This window comes from Streptomyces olivaceus (assembly GCF_000721235.1).
Lineage (GTDB): Bacteria > Actinomycetota > Actinomycetes > Streptomycetales > Streptomycetaceae > Streptomyces > Streptomyces olivaceus.
On record NZ_JOFH01000001.1, the window covers coordinates 416,165 to 432,745 of the forward strand.

Genomic DNA, 16,581 nt, shown 5'->3' on the forward strand with positions numbered 1-16,581 from the left:
GGAGGGAGCGGGGAACGCCGCACGGGGGCACACGCCCCGGTCGGGCCGGTGGCGTGCGGCGAGCCCTGAGCGACGCGGGCGGCGGGTAGCCGGACCGGGTCTGTGCCGTTGCGGGTTCCCGAACCGGGGTGGAAGGCTGGGAGGAGGCACCGGCTCGAGGTGAGCCCGGGAACCGTGCGGTTCCGCGGCGGGCGAGTGCCGTGCCGCGTGCGGCGGCGCCCCGCCGTGGCCCACGGCGAGAAGGGGCCGGCCCCCGCCCCATGGAGGTATCCGTGAACAGCTCCGACGGATGGGGAGACGACGTCTACCAGCCCGACGGATCCGAGCAGCGGGAGGACACCGGGCTGCTCGACGGCGAGGACACCCTTGAGGACGACGGCGTCGACGATCCCCTCGACCGGGGCTGGTCCCCGCCCGAACGCCCCTGGGCGGTGGAGCACACCGGCGTCACGGCCGCCGAACGCCACGAGGGCGAGACGCTCGACCAGCGGCTCGCCGAGGAGCGGCCGGACCTGCTCGCGCCCGACGGCGACGGGCTCGGCGACGTGGACGGCACCGACGGGGAACTGCTGGACAACGAGGTCGGCGCGGACCGCTCGGGCCGGCTCGTCGCGCCCGACGAGGGGGCGCACGAGGACGACGAGCCGACGCTGGTCGCCCTGGACGTGGGCATCGACGGAGCGGCGGCCTCCGCCGAGGAGGCCGCGATGCACGTCGTCGACGAGGACTCCATGCCCGGATGACACCACCCGCGGCGGCCGAGCCGCCCCGCCACCACGAACCGAGCCGTACGAGGAGCAGCCATGCAGCAGGACAAGCATCCCGACTACCGGCCCGTCGTCTTCCGTGACCGCAGTGCCGGGTACGCCTTCCTGACCCGCTCCACCGCGACCAGCGACCAGACCATCGCCTGGGACGACGGGGAGACCTACCCGGTGGTGGAAGTGGAGATCTCCTCGGAGAGCCACCCCTTCTACACGGGCAGGGCCAGGACGGTGGACTCCGAGGGGCGCGTCGCCCGCTTCGAGCGCCGCTACGGCCAGGGCGGCGACGAAGGCGCCGGCGGGACCGGCTGAGCGTCCAGGGCCTCGCGGGCCCTGCGCACGAGCCCGCGGGCCCTCCGGACGAGTCAGATGAAGTTGAGCGCCGCCGCGCCGCCCACTCCCCCGAGCAGCATGAACACCGGCATCAGCACCTTGAGCTCCACCCAGCTGCCCGCCCGGAACCGCATGGCCTTCGGCGGGCCGATGGGGTACCAGCGCTTGCGGCCCACCGGTATCGGCCAGAGCACGGGGCAGCCGGAGACGGTCAGCGCGTCCCCGATGTCGTGCACCAGCGCGCCGAGCACGATGGGCAGCCCCAGCCAGAGGTACTCCTGGCCCGGCGCGGTGAACAGCCAGTCGGAGCCGCCGTCCGGCTTGTCGAGTATTCCGGCGATGATCCAGGCGCTGGTGCCGGCCAGCAGCCAGACCAGCACGTCGCTGCTGGAGCCGCGGGTGGCCCGCCAGAGCAGGCCTTCGATGGCCAGCACCATGTGCACGAAGAGGATCGCCAGGACGGCCCAGCGGCCGCCGGTGATGGCCAGGACCGATGTGCCCCCGCCGATCAGTACCGCCCACAGCCACGTGTGCGTCAGCGTGCGGTGCCCGCCGGAGCGGCGCGGGTCGCCTGGCTTCCTGGTCGCCTTGTAGACCGCGTACGACAGCTTGTCGACGATCTCGCACAGCCCCCGTGAGACGGGACCGAAGGCCCGGGAGATCGTCGCCGCCTTGTGGTCGAGGTCCGGGGCGAGCGCCGCCCCGGCACAGATCAGGGCTCCGGCGAGCAGCACCGGCCAGGGCATCGGTTGTCCCGCGGCGGCCGTCGCCGCGCCGACGCCCAGCCACGCCGCGGCGCCCGACAGCGAGTGCGCTGGTCCCATCATCGTCGTTGCCCGCCCCATTCCTCGTGTGCCGCTGTGCAGTTGTCCGGATCCGCTGATGCGTCGTCGGCGACCCAGCGTAGCGTTCGTGATCTTCACACGGACAGCCGATTCCCCCATAGCGGCAGGGGACAGGCAAGATGGGGGTGTGACCCTCATCGATCAGCTGCCGCGGACCGCCGACCCCGACGCCCTGTACGAAGCCTTCGAGGCGTGGGCCCGGGAACGCGGTCTGACGCTCTACTCCCATCAGGAGGAGGCGCTGATCGAGGTGGTCTCCGGGGCGAACGTGATCGTGTCGACGCCCACCGGATCCGGCAAGAGCATGATCGCGGCGGGTGCCCATTTCGCCGCCCTGGCCCGGGACGAGGTCACCTTCTACACGGCACCGATCAAGGCGCTGGTGTCGGAGAAGTTCTTCGAGCTGTGCAAGATCTTCGGGACTGAGAACGTCGGCATGTTGACCGGCGACGCCTCCGTGAACGCCGACGCCCCCGTCATCTGCTGCACCGCCGAGGTCCTGGCCTCGATCGCGTTGCGTGACGGCAAGAACGCGGACATCGGCCAGGTCGTCATGGACGAGTTCCACTTCTACGCCGAGCCGGACCGCGGCTGGGCGTGGCAGATTCCCCTGTTGGAACTGCCCCAGGCCCAGTTCGTCCTGATGTCGGCGACCCTTGGCGACGTCTCCTTCTTCGAGGGCGACCTCGCCCGCCGGACCGGCCGTCCCACCTCGGTGGTCCGCTCGGCCACCCGTCCGGTGCCGCTCTCCTACGAGTACCGCTACACCCCGCTCACCGAGACCCTGACCGATCTCCTGACGGCCCGTCAGGCACCGGTCTACATCGTGCACTTCACTCAGGCGCAGGCCGTGGAGCGGGCCCAGGCGCTGATGAGCATCAACATGTGCACGCGCGAGGAGAAGGAACGGATCGCCGAGCTGATCGGCAACTTCCGCTTCACCACCAAGTTCGGCCGCAACCTGTCCCGATACGTCCGGCACGGCATCGGGGTCCACCACGCCGGCATGCTGCCGAAGTACCGGCGGCTGGTGGAGAAGCTCGCGCAGGCGGGCCTGCTGAAGGTGATCTGTGGGACGGACACGCTCGGTGTGGGCGTCAATGTGCCGATCCGGACCGTGCTGTTCACGGCGCTGACCAAGTACGACGGCAACCGGGTGCGCACGCTGCGGGCCCGGGAGTTCCACCAGATCGCCGGCCGGGCGGGCCGCGCCGGGTTCGACACGGAGGGCTTCGTCGTCGCTCAGGCGCCCGAGCACGTCATCGAGAACGAGAAGGCTCTGTCGAAGGCCGGTGACGACCCGAAGAAGCGGCGGAAGGTCGTCCGCAAGAAGGCGCCCGAGGGCTTCGTGGCCTGGTCGGAGAACACGTTCGAGAAGCTCATCGGTTCCGAGCCGGAGCCGCTGACGTCCCGCTTCCGGGTCACGCACACCATGCTGTTGTCGGTGATCGCCCGTCCCGGCGACGCCTTCGCCGCCATGCGGCACCTGCTGGAGGACAATCACGAGCCGCGCAGGCAGCAGCTCCGGCACATCCGCCGGGCGATCGCCATCTACCGCTCGCTGCTGGACGGCGGCATCGTCGAGAAGCTGGACCATCCGGACGCCGAGGGCCGCATCGTGCGTCTCACGGTCGATCTCCAGCAGGACTTCGCGCTGAACCAGCCGCTGTCCACGTTCGCCCTGGCCGCCTTCGAGCTGCTGGATCCGGAGTCGCCGTCGTACGCGCTGGACATGGTGTCCGTCGTCGAGTCCACGCTGGACGACCCGCGTCAGATCCTCGCCGCCCAGCAGAACAAGGCCCGCGGCGAGGCCGTGGCCGCGATGAAGGCCGACGGGGTCGAGTACGAGGAGCGCATGGAGCGCCTCCAGGACGTCACGTACCCCAAGCCCCTGGAGGAACTGCTCTTCCACGCCTACGACACGTACCGCAGGAGCCACCCGTGGGTCGGCGACCACCCGCTGTCGCCCAAGTCGGTCGTTCGTGACATGTACGAGCGGGCGCTGACCTTCACCGAGCTGGTCTCCCACTACGAACTGGCCCGCACCGAGGGCATCGTGCTGCGCTACCTGGCGAGCGCCTTCAAGGCTCTCGACCACACGGTCCCGGACGATCTGAAGTCTGAGGACCTGCAGGACCTGATCGAGTGGCTCGGCGAGATGGTGCGCCAGGTCGACTCCAGCCTGCTCGACGAGTGGGAGCAGCTCGCCAACCCGGAGGTGATGACCGCCGAGGAGGCGCAGGAGAGGGCCGACCAGGTGCGGCCGGTCACCGCCAATGCCCGCGCCTTCCGGGTACTGGTCCGCAACGCCATGTTCCGCCGGGTCGAGCTCGCGGCCCTCGACCATGTCGGTGAGCTGGGCGAAATGGACTCCGAGGCCGGTTGGGACGCCGACGCCTGGGGCGAGGCCATGGACAAGTACTGGGACGAGCACGACGACCTGGGCACCGGCCCCGACGCCCGCGGACCCAAGCTCCTGATCATCGAGGAGGAGCCGCAGAACGCCCTGTGGCGGGTGCGGCAGATCTTCGACGACCCGAACGACGACCACGACTGGGGCGTCAGCGCGGAGGTCGACCTGACGGCCTCCGACGCGGAGGGCCGGGCGGTCGTCCGCGTCACCGACGTCGGCCAGCTGTGAGCACAGTGAGCACAGGAGAACCCCACCGATGACCAATCCCGCCGAAAGCCTCGTCGCGCTGCTCGACCTGGAGCAGATCGAGGTCAACATCTTCCGTGGCCGCAGCCCCGAGGAGTCGCTGCAGCGGGTCTTCGGCGGCCAGGTGGCCGGCCAGGCACTGGTCGCCGCGGGCCGCACCACCGACGGCGACCGCCCGGTGCACTCGCTGCACGCGTACTTTCTGCGTCCGGGGCGCCCGGGCGTGCCGATCGTGTACCAGGTCGAGCGGGACCGGGACGGGCGGTCGTTCACGACGCGACGGGTCACCGCGGTGCAGCAGGGGCGCACGATCTTCACGCTCACCGCCTCCTTTCACAGACCTGAACAGGGAAGTTTCGAGCACCAGCTGCCGCCGGCCCGCAAGGTCCCGGACCCCGAGTCCCTGCCGACGGTCGCCGACGAGGTGCGCGAGCACCTGGGGGCGATGCCGGAGCAACTCGAACGGATGGCCCGGCGCCAGCCCTTCGACATCCGCTACGTCGACCGGCTGCGCTGGAACGCGGAGGACGTCCAGGACGCCGAGCCCCGCAGTGCCGTGTGGATGCGCGCCGTCGGGCCGCTCGGCGACGACCCGCTCGTGCACACCTGCGCCCTGACGTACGCCAGTGACATGACGCTTCTGGACGCCGTGCGCATCCCGGTGGAGCCCCTGTGGGGGCCGCGGGGGTTCGACATGGCGTCGCTGGACCACGCCATGTGGTTCCACCGGCCGTTCCGCGCGGACGAGTGGTTCCTGTACGACCAGGAGTCTCCGATCGCGACCGGCGGACGCGGACTGGCCCGCGGGCGGATCTACGACACGGAGGGACGCATGCTGGTGTCCGTCGTCCAGGAAGGGCTCTTCCGAGCCCTGTAGGTCAGGTGCCTGCGCGCCGCAGCCGGCCGAGCAGATCGCGGAACCGTCCCGTGGCCGCCGCCTCGTGTCGCGGCCGGGGCCTCTGGTGTCCCGGCCCGTCGCACCCGTTCCGCGCGTCCTGCGGCTCCGGGGCGAACCCGCGCCGGGCGGGAGCGGCCCGGGAGACCGTGCATGGCACCGGACTCTGCCGGCGGGCGGCTTCCACCTCGTTGGCCAAGTCGGCGCGGAGCCAGTCGATCTCGTCCGGGTCCGCCGCCGTCATGATCTCCTCGGCGAGCTGGGCGGCCGGCGAGCCGGGAGATCCCGACAGTTGCCGCACGGGCCGGAACGCGCGCAGCCGGGAACGATCGTAGGGATCGGTGACCACGTCCGAGACCTCGGCGGCGTCCAGCAGGGACGCCACGGCCGCAGCCCGGGCCCACGGTCCGTCGGCCTGGCGGAGCAGGCACCCGAGGTCCCTTCCCCGCCAGTTGCGGGCACGCAGGTCCAGTCCCTCGTCCAGCTGGCCCCGCAGCCCCTCGGGTGTGCGGCCCCTGAGCAGTGCGGTGTTCCGCTCGTCGGCTGCGAACTGGCGCAGTTCGTCGGCCAGGTACAGCCAGACGACCGTGCGATAACGATTGACGTAGAAGCGCACGGGCACCACCAGGCCCAACCGGGCGAGGCGGGTGAACCGGGTTTTGGTCACCTTCATGAGCTCCGCGCCCTCCGTGGTCCCGACGGCCCGGACCGCGTCCCGGAGCTCCCGGGGAAAGCCCGCCCCCGCCCGGATGCGCTCGACCTCGTCATGGGTGACGCGCCGGCCGCCTCGCTCGTCGTCGGGCACGGTGCGGATGCGGCCGAGGTGTACGGCGAGGTCGAACTCACTGCGCCTGAGGCCCAGCTCCCGGGCCGCGCGGCTCGACGCGTAGAAAGTGTGGCGGTCGGTGCCGGTCGGGACGGCGGATGACGTCTCTTCCTGCATGGCAGTGCTGCCGGTCATGTGTGGTCTCCCCCGTGGAGTCGGTGGTGGGCGCCGTTCGCACCCGCCTGACACAGAACCGTAGCCGCGGTCGCGACATCCGTGGCGCGCCTGTGGACAACTCTGCGACCAACCCCGACGGAGCAGTGAAACCGCAGGTCAAGGCCCCGTGGGCGATATTCGTCCCGGCTGTCGCGCGTCGATGTCGAGATGCTCACCGACCCTGTTGACGAGCAGCGTCATCTCGTAGGCGATCTGTCCGATGTCGACTTCCGCACCGCTGAGCACGCACAGGCAACTGCCCGACCCCGCCGCGGTGACGAACAGGACGGCCTCGTCGAATTCGACCATCGTCTGCCGCACCCGGCCCGCGCCGAAGTGCCGGCCGGACCCCTTGGCCAGGCTGTGCAGCCCGGACGAGACCGCGGCGAGGTGTTCGGCGTCCTCCCTGCGCAGACCCGTACTGGCTCCGGTCACCAACCCGTCGTTGGACAGAATTAACGCGTGCCGTACGTGTTCGACGCGTGCGGTCAGGTCGTCCAACAGCCAGCCGAGTCCCTTGTTCTGCGCCATGATCCGATCTCCCCGTGTCGTCCCCGTGCGCATTCCTTCCCCCTGTTGCCGGGGGATCCCCCCGCCAGCCTTCCCCACACCACTGCTCCGGGCAAGCAGGATGGGGGCATGGCACAGAAGATGACCGATGAGGAATGGCGGGCGTTCGTCTCGGACGGCACCCGCACCGCGAAGCTGTCGACCGTCAGGGCTGACGGCAGCCCGCACGTGGCACCGATCTGGTTCCTGCTGGACGGGGACGACGTGGTGTTCAACACCGGCAGAGAAACCGTGAAAGGGCGCAATCTGACCCGTGACGGCCGAGTCGCGCTGTGCGTGGACGACGACCGGCCGCCCTTCGACTTCGTCGTCCTGCAGGGACGGGCCAGGATTTCGGAGGACCTCGGCGAGCTCCGGCACTGGGCCGCCCGCCTCGGCGCCCGGTACATGGGTGAGGCCCGCGCCGAGGAGTTCGGGACGCGCAACGGTGTTCCGGGCGAGCTCCTGGTCCGCGTCACCGTCGACAGGGTTCTGGCGCAGAAGGCCGTGGCGGACTGAGATCCGCGCGGCGGCCGGGCCGGTCCTCGCCCGGTCCCGGGCGTCGTGCGGCTCCACCGGCGGTTGGGGAATCATGCGCAGCATGAGCAGAGACCACGCACACGTGCAGGAGTTCTTCGGTGCCCGCGCGGCCGACTGGGACAGCCGGTTCCCCGACGACGGCCCCGCGTACGCGGCCGCGGTCGCGGAACTGGGACTGCGAGAGGGCGATCGGGTACTCGACGCCGGCTGCGGCACGGGCCGCGCCCTGCCCCCGTTGCGTGCGGCCGTGGGCCCGCCGGGGCTGGTCCTGGGGGCGGACGTGACGCCCGGCATGCTCCAAGCCGCCGCAAGGGCCGGAAGGGACCGTGAGGGGCGGTTGCTGCTGACCGACGTCGCCGCCCTGCCGCTGCGCTCGCGGTCGCTCGACGCCGTGTTCGCGGCGGGCCTGATCGCGCACCTGCCCGACCCGGCCGGGAACCTGCGGGAGTTGGCACGCGTCGTGCGTCCGGGCGGCGTGCTGGCCCTGTTCCATCCGATCGGCAGGCGGGCCCTGGCCACGCGGCAGGGGCGGCGGGTCACGCCGGACGACCTCCGCGCGGAGCCCAACCTCCGACCGTTGCTCGCCGGTGCGGGGTGGCGCATGGCGTCATACGTCGACGAGGACGACCGCTTCCTGGCCCTCGCCGTTCGCGGCGCCTGACCTCGGGGGCGGCGAGCAGCGTCGTCGCCCCGGCAGCCGTCCCCTGCACGGGGTGCCCCTCGTCGGGGAGCCCCGAGCTTCTTCTCCGTCGGTTCACTCCACAGACGGGGTGTCGATACGGCGGACGGGACAGCCCTGCACGCCGGGGACCGGTCGGGTGCCCAGCTCGTCCAGCCGGTAGCCGCTCGGGTACCCCTTGATCTCCCGGTTCTGCCGGGCATGGTGGGGAGCACGCCTGGGCGGCATGAGCCGGACCGCCCGCCCGCGCAGCCGCACCGCCCGGCGCACCAGCGCGCGGGTGACGGGACTCGGCGGCGTGTACCTGAAGGCCCGCAGGAGCTGGTCGTCGAGCAGGGCGAGGGTGCCGGTGCGAAGGAGGGGCGCGAGGGGGCGCGGGTACCAGGAGGCGATGAGGGCGAGGGTGGCGTCGGACACCTGTCGTCCGCCTCGGTCCCAGGCGAAGTGGGTCTTCTCGTAGGCGTCGAGACAGGCTTCGAACTCCTCGTAGTCACCGGGGAGGTCCTTGATGCCCATGTGCCGCCCGAGCCTGCGGTAGTGGACGGCAGATGCGACGGTCTCGTGCCGCGACAGTCTGCGCCACGCGTAGGAGTCGATCCAGCGTTTGGGAGTCACGACGAAGGTGCACAGGACGTACCGCATGTCGTCGTTGCCGATGTCGTAGCTGCGGTGCATCCGGTTGATGCGCCGGATCGCCGTGCGGCCCTGCGCGCTGTCGAAGCCGTGCTCGACCACTGCGTCCAGGAGCAGGGCCGTGTCGTCGTACCGCTTCTGCGGCCGTTCCGTGAACTCGGCCGTTTCGGCGAGCAGTCGGCCGATGCTCGGCACGGCGTACGTCCGGTAGAGCGCCAGCTCCAGTGCCCGCGCGAAGTCCCAGGGGAACTCGTAGGCCGAGGACAGCCGGTAGATCTCCGAGGCGTCCTCGTAGGGATCAAGGCGCCGGATCCGCGCCAGCCGTTCGAAGCGTTCCACCCTGACCGCCCCCTTCTGCCGCCAGAACCTCAACTCTACGTTGAGTAGCAGAATATGCACGATGCGCCATGATCGGCGGTCAGGGGGAGGTGATCCGCTTGCTGGGCAGGATCCGTGAGGCTCGGGACGGGCCGTGCGCCGCCCGGCGCACGAACGCGACCACGGGAACAGAGACCGGGCCGGGGCAGGCAAGCTCGTTCACGCCGAACGACAGAACCTCCGGCGACACGCGCAGGAACGGGACGAGTCGCCACGGGATGTCGTCCGGGCGCTCCTCGGACTGCCCGCGGCCTGATCGTCCACGCCTCGGTCACAGGTGGTCGATTCGCCCCCGTCCAGCCGGAAAACTGCAGCTCGGGTGCGTCCGGGAGTCGTGACAAGGACTTCCCGGGAGCACTAGGGTGCGCGCCATTGGACGAACCGATGGGGAGGCTGGGATGGCCGGGACGGACGAGGACGCCGTCGCCGCGGACGATGCGCTCTACGTGCTCACGGCGGTGCTGCTGACGCCGGCGAAGTTCCCGAGCGTGCTGGGCGACGACTACGCGGAGGCGTGCACCGCGCTCGGTCTTCCTCCGCTGGCCGACGGCTACGGGCTGGTGCTGGGCCAGGACGGCGACGGCGCGCGGTGGACGGTCGTCGTCGACGACGTCTCACTGGTCGCCGTCGCCGTGGCGTCCTGGGACTGCGGGATGGAGTACGACCTGTCTCCGGAGGAGCGCACGGTCGTCGCCGCGCTGCCGGGCTGGCCCCTCGCGGTCGCCGTGGCGGCACCCGGCGTGCCGGCGCCGCACGACCCCGGGCCCGAGTCCGCCGACCAGCCCGCGCTCTGCCCTCCCGACACCACGGTGTGGGGGCCGGCGCAGCGGCGCCTGGGGGCCGACGAGATCGCACTGCAGTGGGCCCAGTGGCGGGAGCAGATCGACGACGAGGACTTCCCGTCGCCAGGCGGGGGCGCGCCGACGGGTGGACCTTCCGAGGCTTCCGCGGACTCCGAGGACGGCGCACGCGTCGAGCAGGACTCAACGGCCGACGCCACGGGCGCCGGCCGTACGGACGCCGGCATCCCGGAGGCCGCGGGCGGCGCGGCCGGGTCGGGAGACACGGAGCCGACCGGACACGGTGGCGTCCGGCGCGTACTCGCGGAGGCCCGCGCCTATGTCGACTCGCCTCCGCCGCTCGGCCGGGTCCGGTCGTCGTTCGCACCGGGTGACGCGCGGACGCTGCGTGCCGACGGTCCCGGCTGGTCGCTCGTGGCCCGGACCGACGACATCGCCTTCATACTGCTCGACGAGGAACCGGGCGAGGTACTGCCCGTGGGACGCGGGCCGTCGCTTCCCGGACTCCTCGAAGCCCTCGACAAGATGGCCGTACGGCCGAGCTGACCGGGAGGCCCCGGGACGCCCTGCGACCGGCAGCCGGGGACGCCGCGCCCGTCAGCGCCCTATCTCCTTGCGCGTGACTCGGCGCAGCCTGCGCCGCTGGCCGGGGTCCAGCGTGAGGTACGCGGCGGCCGGGACTCCCAGGACTATCAGCAGCGCGGCCCACCAGGGCAGCCAGATCAGCAGGATGAGCCCGGCCGCCACGCCTCCTGCCGCGACCTTGGCGTTCTTCGACATGATGTCGCTCCCTTCGCGGCCTCTGCCGCTCTCTGTCCTGAAAACGGGCCCGAGTTCCCGTCAGTTCCGTACCGCCACCCTGAAGCACCCCTGAGACCGGACCCTTAGGCGCCCCTGAGAGGCCCTCGCCGTCCCCTCCTCGTGCCGCGTGCCCCGTGACCCGCGCCCCCTGTCTCCTGTTCCGCGGGGAGCACCTCCATCCATAGAGTGACCTATACCACATTGCACTTGCCCTTGATGTCCGTGCGAATTCTGTACAATCAGCCGCCGCATCCTGCCTAGTCAAATTTGAGGAATACATCATCGCCCTGCAGACCGCTCCTCCGGCAACACCTTCCGAGAACTCCGCGCTCGTCGGCTGCTGCGCCTCCTTCCTGCCCGGTGATCCCGCCCGCACCGGCAGAGTCGCGTTCTGGCGGCCGGACGGCGACACGCCCGGAGCCCTCCCGTCGGCACCCGGCGAACGCCCGGCGTTCGCGGACCTGACGGTCGTGCTGCCGGACGGCGACGGCGTGACGAGGGCGAGTGTGCCCGCGGTGCTCCTGCCGGTACAGGCGGCACTGCCCGTCCTCACCCGCGCGCGTGCCGCCGCGGACAGCCACCGCGCGCCGGAGTTCTGGGGCGCCGTCGCTGTCGAGGCCCTGCATCTCGCGGCCCGCGGACTCCTGTTGCCAGGTCTGTCCGCGGCGGGCCACGACGCCTGGCGCGTGGGTCCGCTGGACGCGTCGGCGGCCGAGCGGGTCCGTCATCTCGCTGCCGCCATGCCACCGGAGGCTCACGCGGTCCCGGCCGACGTCGCCGGGCCTTCCCGGCTGCCCGATCCGGAACGGCTCGTGCGTGACTTCCTGGACGCGGTCGCCGACACGCTGCCCCGTTCCCCCGCCGCCGAACTCGTGACGGTCGGACCCGCGTACGCCTCCCGCGAGCCGCGGCGGATGCCCGAGCTGAGCGAATGGGCGGCCGATGTCGCCGCGGCGCACGACACGGGCGTCCGGCTCTCCCTGCGTGTCGAGGTGCAGGGTCTGTCGGCCTCCGCTGCCGAGAAGACCCGGCCCGCCTTCCGGGTGGTGCCCCAGGTCCACGGGGTCAGCGATCCCACGCTCGTCGCGGACACCTCCGAGGTGTGGGCCGGCACTGTGGGCGACGGTTTCGGCACGCGTGCGCGGAGGGATGCCCTGCTCGCCCTGCGCCGTGCCGCGCGGGCCTGGCCCGCCCTCGCACCACTGCTGTCGGCCACCGTGCCGGACGCCGTCGAACTCGCCGACGAGGAGGTCACCGAGTTGCTCGGGACCGGTTCCCGGGCGCTCGCCGGCGCGAGAGTCGACGTGCACTGGCCGAGGGAGTTGGCCCGCGACCTGAGCGCCCGCGCGGAGGTCGGCCCGCCCGACGGTGCCCCGGGTGGCCGTACGGACACGTCCGGGGCCCGGCTGCTGTCCGCCGACGCGCTGCTCGCCTTCAACTGGACGTTCGCTCTGGGCGACCGGGGGCTCACGCGCGAGGAACTGGATCTGCTGGCCGAGGCGAACCGTCCCGTGGTGCGCCTGCGGGACCGGTGGGTGCTCATCGACCCCGACGAGGCGCGGCGCGCCCGGGCACGCACGGACCACAAGGTCGCACCGGTCGACGCGCTCGCCGCCGTCCTGACGGGCTCCACGGAGGTCGACGGAGACCGCGTGGAGGTACGTCCCACCGGATGGCTGGCGGAGTTGCGGGAGAGACTCGCCGACCCGGAGACGCAGGACACCGTCGAGCAGCCCTCGGCTCTCGACGCCACCCTGCGCGACTATCAGCGCCGTGGGCTCAACTGGCTGGTCCGCATGACGTCGTTGGGCCTGGGCTGCTGTCTGGCCGACGACATGGGTCTCGGCAAGACCATCACCCTGATCGCCCTCCATCTGCACCGGCAGACCGACGCGGGCGCCGCCGGACCCACCCTGGTGGTCTGCCCGACCTCCTTGATGGGCAACTGGCAACGGGAGATCGAGCGGTTCGCGCCCGGCACGCCCGTGCGCCGCTTCCACGGCACGCGGCGCGACCTGGAAGGCCTCGTGGACGGCGAGTTCGTGCTGACCACCTACGGCACCATGCGGTTGGACACCGGCCGGCTCTCCGCCGTTTCCTGGGGCATGGTGGTGGCGGACGAGGCCCAGCATGTGAAGAACCCGTACTCGCAGACCGCGCGGCAGCTGCGTTCCATCGGCGCCCGCGCGCGCGTGGCGCTCACCGGCACCCCGGTGGAGAACAACCTCTCGGAACTGTGGGCCGTCCTCGACTGGGCCACACCGGGGCTGCTGGGCAGGCTCGGCACCTTTCGCCGGGACTACGCCCGGGCCGTCGAGGGCGGCCAGGACCCGGCGGCGGCGGAGCGCCTGGCCCGGCTCGTACGGCCCTTCCTGCTCCGTCGCCGCAAGTCGGACCCCGGAATCGCGCCGGAGCTGCCGCCGAAGACGGAGACCGACCATGCCGTGTCCCTCACCGCGGAACAGACGGGCCTGTACGAGGCGGTGGTGCGCGAGGCACTGACGGAGATCGCCGGGGCGGACAGCATGGCCCGGCGCGGCCTGATCGTGAAACTGCTGACGAGCCTGAAGCAGATCTGCAACCACCCCGCGCAGTTCCTCAAGGAGGAGCGGCCGAGGATCACCGGGCGCTCGGGGAAGCTGGAACTGCTGGACGAGTTGCTCGACACGATCCTCAGCGAGGGCGCGAGCACGCTGGTCTTCACGCAGTACGTGCAGATGGCGCGGCTCCTGGAGCAGCACCTCGCCGCGCGCGGTGTGACGTCGCTGTTCCTGCACGGCGGCACATCGGTCACGGCGCGGGAGTCACTGGTGCGGCGTTTCCAGGACGGCGAGGCCCCGGTCTTCCTGCTGTCGTTGAAGGCGGCCGGCACCGGACTGAACCTCACGCGCGCGGAGCACGTCGTGCACTACGACCGCTGGTGGAACCCCGCCGTGGAGGCACAGGCCACCGACCGTGCCCACCGCATCGGCCAGACCCGGCCCGTGCAGGTGCACCGGCTGGTGACCGAGGGGACCGTCGAGGACCGCATCGCCGCGCTGCTGCACCGCAAGAAGGAACTCGCCGACGCGGTACTGGGCGCGGGCGAGGCAGCGCTCACCGAACTGACAGACGCGGAACTGGCCGACCTGGTGGAACTGCGAGGGGGTACGCGATGACCCGGTACGAGGACACGGAGCGGACGTTCGCCGCCCTGCCGCCCGCGCAGGGGCGGGGCTTCGCCCGGACATGGTGGGGACGGGCCTGGCTGCGGGCCCTGGAGGACGCCGCGATGGACGCGTCCCAGGTGAAGACGGGACGGCGGCTGGCACGGGCGGGAGCGGTCGGGGCCGTGTCGGTCCGGCCCGGGCGCATCACCTCGGTCGTCCAGGACCGGGACGGCACCGCGCATCGGGCCGACGTCCTGCTGGAGCGGCTCTCCGACGCACAGTGGGATCACTTCGTCGACATGGCGATTGAACGGTCCGGGCATGTCGCGGCACTGCTGGACCGCGACATGCCGCCGCACCTCGTGGAGGATGCCGCGACCGCCGGCATCGACCTCCTGCCGGGCCTGGGCGACCTGGAACCGCGGTGCGAGTGCGGTGCCTGGGACCACTGCGGGCACACCGCCGCGCTCTGCTACCAGGTCGCCGGACTGCTGGACCAGGACCCGTTCGTCCTGCTGCTGATGCGAGGCCGCGCGGAGGACGCCGTACTCGACGCCCTCCAGACGCGCGGCACCGCGCCCGCCGCGGACGGCGTGTCCCGGCCAGAAGGGGTGGACGCCGCCGAGGCGTACGCGGCGGGGCACGTACTGCCTCCGCCGCCCGCACCGCCCGTCCTCGGCGACGGCCCGGGCGTGCCGCCGTCGCTGGACTCCGAGACGGCGCCCCCGCCCGGTGTCGACCCGTCCGCCGTGGCCTTTGTGGCCTCCCGCGCGGCGGCGGAGGCGCACCGCCTGCTCGCCGAAGCGCTGCGCGAAGGACACGACCGGCAGCCCGTGGACACGGAACCGACCCGGGCGCAGGACGCCGCACGTCTGGCCGCGGGCGGCCCGGGGCCGGACGTCCTGGACCGGCTGGCGAAGGGATCGGGGCGCACCAGGGAGGCGCTGACCGCCTCCGCCCGGGCGTGGCGGCTCGGAGGTCGAAGCGCCCTGTCCGTGCTGGAGGACGAGTGGCCGGTGGAGGGCGACACGCTGGCACGCGCGCGTGCGGCGCTGCACTCGGCCTGGGACGAGGACGAGCGCCCGTCACTGCAGGCACACGGCAACCGGTGGACCGTTGTCGGTGCACCGCGGCAGTTGCGACTGGACCGCGAGGGGCGCTGGTGGCCGTACCGCGAGGACGGCGGGCGCTGGGTCCCGGCGGGCGGACCGGCACGGGATCCGGCGACGGCCCTGGCTTGCATGGCGCTTGCCACGGGGGACGAGCTCTGACGTCTGCCCCGGGCCCCGGACGGACGCGAGGGGGAGGCCGCGCGGACGGGCTCCGGCCCGCCTCCGTACAGGAGGAGGGCCGGAGCGAGCCGCGCGGAGTGTCTCAGCGGGCGCGGAGCAGGTGGTCCATGGCGAGCTGGTCGAGGTGCTCGAAGGCCATGCCGCGCGCGGCGGCCGCGTCCGCGTCGAAGGCCTCGTAGGCGCTGGTGTCGGCGAGCAGGGCCGCGAGGCCGTCCTCGGCGGTCGGCCGGGCCAGCTCGTCCAGCCGGGACGCGGCCAGTGCCTCCTGCACCTCGGGATCGGCGCGGAAGGCGGCCGCCCGGTCCTTGAGGATCAGGTAGTTGCGCATGCAGCCGGCCGCCGACGCCCACACGCCGTCGAGGTCCTCGGTGCGCGGCGGCTTGAAGTCGAAGTGCCGCGGACCCGCGTAGCCGGCCCTCTCCAGCAGGTCGACGAGCCAGAACGCGGCCCGCAGGTCGCCCGCGCCGAACCGGAGGTCCTGGTCGTACTTGATGCCCGACTGGCCGTTGAGGTCGATGTGGAAGAGCTTGCCCGCCCACAGCGCCTGCGCGATGCCGTGGGGGAAGTTGAGACCGGCCATCTGCTCGTGGCCGACTTCCGGGTTCACGCCGTACAGCTCCGGCCGCTCAAGGCGCTCGATGAACGCCAGCGCGTGGCCGACCGTGGGCAGGAGGATGTCACCGCGCGGCTCGTTCGGCTTCGGTTCGATCGCGAACTTCAGGTCGTAGCCCTGCTCGGTGACGTACTCGCCCAGCAGGTCGAAGGCCTCCTTCATCCGCTCCAGGGCGTCCCGCACGTCCTTGGCCCCGCCGGACTCCGCACCTTCCCGGCCGCCCCAGGCGACGTACACGCTCGCACCCAGCTCGACCGCGAGATCGATGTTGCGGATCGTCTTGCGCAGCGCGAAGCGGCGCACGTCGCGGTCGTTGGCCGTGAAGCCGCCGTCTTTGAACACCGGGTGCGTGAACAGGTTCGTCGTCGCCATCGGCACCTTCATGCCGGTGGCGTCGAGCGCCTGCCGAAGCCGCTTGACGTGCGCCTCGCGTTCCGTGTCGCTCGCCCCGAAGGGGATCAGGTCGTCGTCGTGGAACGTGATGCCGTACGCGCCCAGCTCGGACAGACGCTGTACGGACTCCGCCGGGTCCAGGGCCCGCCGGGTCGCATCACCGAACGGATCACGGCCCTGCCAGCCGACCGTCCACAAACCGAAGGTGAACCTGTCCTCGGGGGTGGGCTGGTAGTTCATTCCGCGGCTCCTCACTCGCTGCCGGTCACTCGCTGC

The 16,581-nt window shown here is 71.9% G+C and carries 15 protein-coding genes; 9 read left to right on the forward strand and 6 right to left on the reverse strand.

Annotation, left to right across the window (positions count from 1 at the left end; translation table 11 throughout):
• Positions 1-272 precede the first annotated feature (272 nt).
• A complete protein-coding gene (locus IG94_RS0102290) occupies positions 273-743 on the forward strand; it encodes a DUF5709 domain-containing protein (protein ID WP_031030121.1) in 471 nt (156 codons plus the stop codon).
• Between the two features lie 60 nt (positions 744-803).
• Positions 804-1,076 carry a type B 50S ribosomal protein L31 gene (locus IG94_RS0102295; protein WP_031030124.1) on the forward strand — a complete coding sequence of 91 codons (273 nt, stop codon included), beginning with the start codon at positions 804-806 and terminating at the stop codon, positions 1,074-1,076.
• 53 nt (positions 1,077-1,129) lie between these two features.
• On the opposite strand, the gene IG94_RS0102300 is transcribed toward IG94_RS0102295, so the two are convergent.
• A complete protein-coding gene (locus IG94_RS0102300) occupies positions 1,130-1,924 on the reverse strand; it encodes a metal-dependent hydrolase (protein ID WP_031030127.1) in 795 nt (264 codons plus the stop codon).
• Between the two features lie 145 nt (positions 1,925-2,069).
• Between IG94_RS0102300 and IG94_RS0102305 the strand changes: the two genes are divergently transcribed.
• Both IG94_RS0102305 and IG94_RS0102310 read left to right on the forward strand, forming a co-directional pair.
• Positions 2,070-4,583 (forward strand): DEAD/DEAH box helicase, encoded by a 2,514-nt coding sequence (locus tag IG94_RS0102305; RefSeq protein ID WP_031030130.1) that lies wholly within the window; start codon positions 2,070-2,072, stop codon positions 4,581-4,583.
• Positions 4,584-4,611: 28 nt separating this feature from the next.
• Positions 4,612-5,478 (forward strand): acyl-CoA thioesterase, encoded by an 867-nt coding sequence (locus IG94_RS0102310; protein WP_031030132.1) that lies wholly within the window; start codon positions 4,612-4,614, stop codon positions 5,476-5,478.
• A 1-nt stretch (position 5,479) separates the two neighbouring features.
• Here the strand turns inward: IG94_RS0102310 and IG94_RS0102315 are convergent, their stop codons facing one another.
• Complete coding sequence (locus tag IG94_RS0102315) at positions 5,480-6,457, reverse strand: DUF6397 family protein (RefSeq protein ID WP_052410523.1); 978 nt, start codon at positions 6,455-6,457, stop codon at positions 5,480-5,482.
• 138 nt (positions 6,458-6,595) lie between these two features.
• The gene (locus tag IG94_RS0102320; protein ID WP_031030137.1) at positions 6,596-7,009 is read right to left on the reverse strand and encodes a roadblock/LC7 domain-containing protein; all 414 of its coding nucleotides are present in this window, start codon (positions 7,007-7,009) and stop codon (positions 6,596-6,598) included.
• A gap of 108 nt (positions 7,010-7,117) precedes the next feature.
• On the opposite strand from IG94_RS0102320, the gene IG94_RS0102325 reads away from it, so the two are divergent.
• Together IG94_RS0102325 and IG94_RS0102330 are read left to right on the forward strand one after the other, a co-directional pair.
• Entirely contained in the window at positions 7,118-7,546 is a 429-nt protein-coding gene (locus IG94_RS0102325) for a PPOX class F420-dependent oxidoreductase (RefSeq protein ID WP_031030140.1), read from the forward strand.
• Positions 7,547-7,628: 82 nt separating this feature from the next.
• Entirely contained in the window at positions 7,629-8,228 is a 600-nt protein-coding gene (locus IG94_RS0102330; RefSeq protein ID WP_031030142.1) for a class I SAM-dependent methyltransferase, read from the forward strand.
• Positions 8,229-8,321: 93 nt separating this feature from the next.
• On the opposite strand, the gene IG94_RS0102335 is transcribed toward IG94_RS0102330, so the two are convergent.
• Positions 8,322-9,218: an oxygenase MpaB family protein gene (locus IG94_RS0102335; protein ID WP_031030145.1), complete on the reverse strand. Its 897-nt coding sequence runs from the start codon at positions 9,216-9,218 to the stop codon at positions 8,322-8,324.
• A gap of 437 nt (positions 9,219-9,655) precedes the next feature.
• On the opposite strand from IG94_RS0102335, the gene IG94_RS0102340 reads away from it, so the two are divergent.
• Positions 9,656-10,603 (forward strand): hypothetical protein, encoded by a 948-nt coding sequence (locus IG94_RS0102340; RefSeq protein ID WP_031030148.1) that lies wholly within the window; start codon positions 9,656-9,658, stop codon positions 10,601-10,603.
• Between the two features lie 51 nt (positions 10,604-10,654).
• Here the strand turns inward: IG94_RS0102340 and IG94_RS0102345 are convergent, their stop codons facing one another.
• Positions 10,655-10,837, reverse strand: a complete 183-nt coding sequence (locus IG94_RS0102345) for a hypothetical protein (protein WP_031030150.1) — start codon at positions 10,835-10,837, stop codon at positions 10,655-10,657.
• Between the two features lie 308 nt (positions 10,838-11,145).
• Here IG94_RS0102345 and IG94_RS0102350 point away from each other — a divergent pair, with 308 nt between their 5' ends.
• Positions 11,146-14,016, forward strand: a complete 2,871-nt coding sequence (locus tag IG94_RS0102350; RefSeq protein WP_078892139.1) for a DEAD/DEAH box helicase — start codon at positions 11,146-11,148, stop codon at positions 14,014-14,016.
• Positions 14,013-15,278 (forward strand): SWF or SNF family helicase, encoded by a 1,266-nt coding sequence (locus IG94_RS0102355; protein ID WP_031030155.1) that lies wholly within the window; start codon positions 14,013-14,015, stop codon positions 15,276-15,278. The genes IG94_RS0102350 and IG94_RS0102355 overlap by 4 nt, the downstream gene beginning before the upstream one ends.
• A 103-nt stretch (positions 15,279-15,381) precedes the next feature.
• Here the strand turns inward: IG94_RS0102355 and xylA are convergent, their stop codons facing one another.
• Positions 15,382-16,545 (reverse strand): xylose isomerase, encoded by a 1,164-nt coding sequence (gene xylA / locus IG94_RS0102360; RefSeq protein WP_031030158.1) that lies wholly within the window; start codon positions 16,543-16,545, stop codon positions 15,382-15,384.
• Between the last annotated feature and the right edge of the window lie 36 nt (positions 16,546-16,581).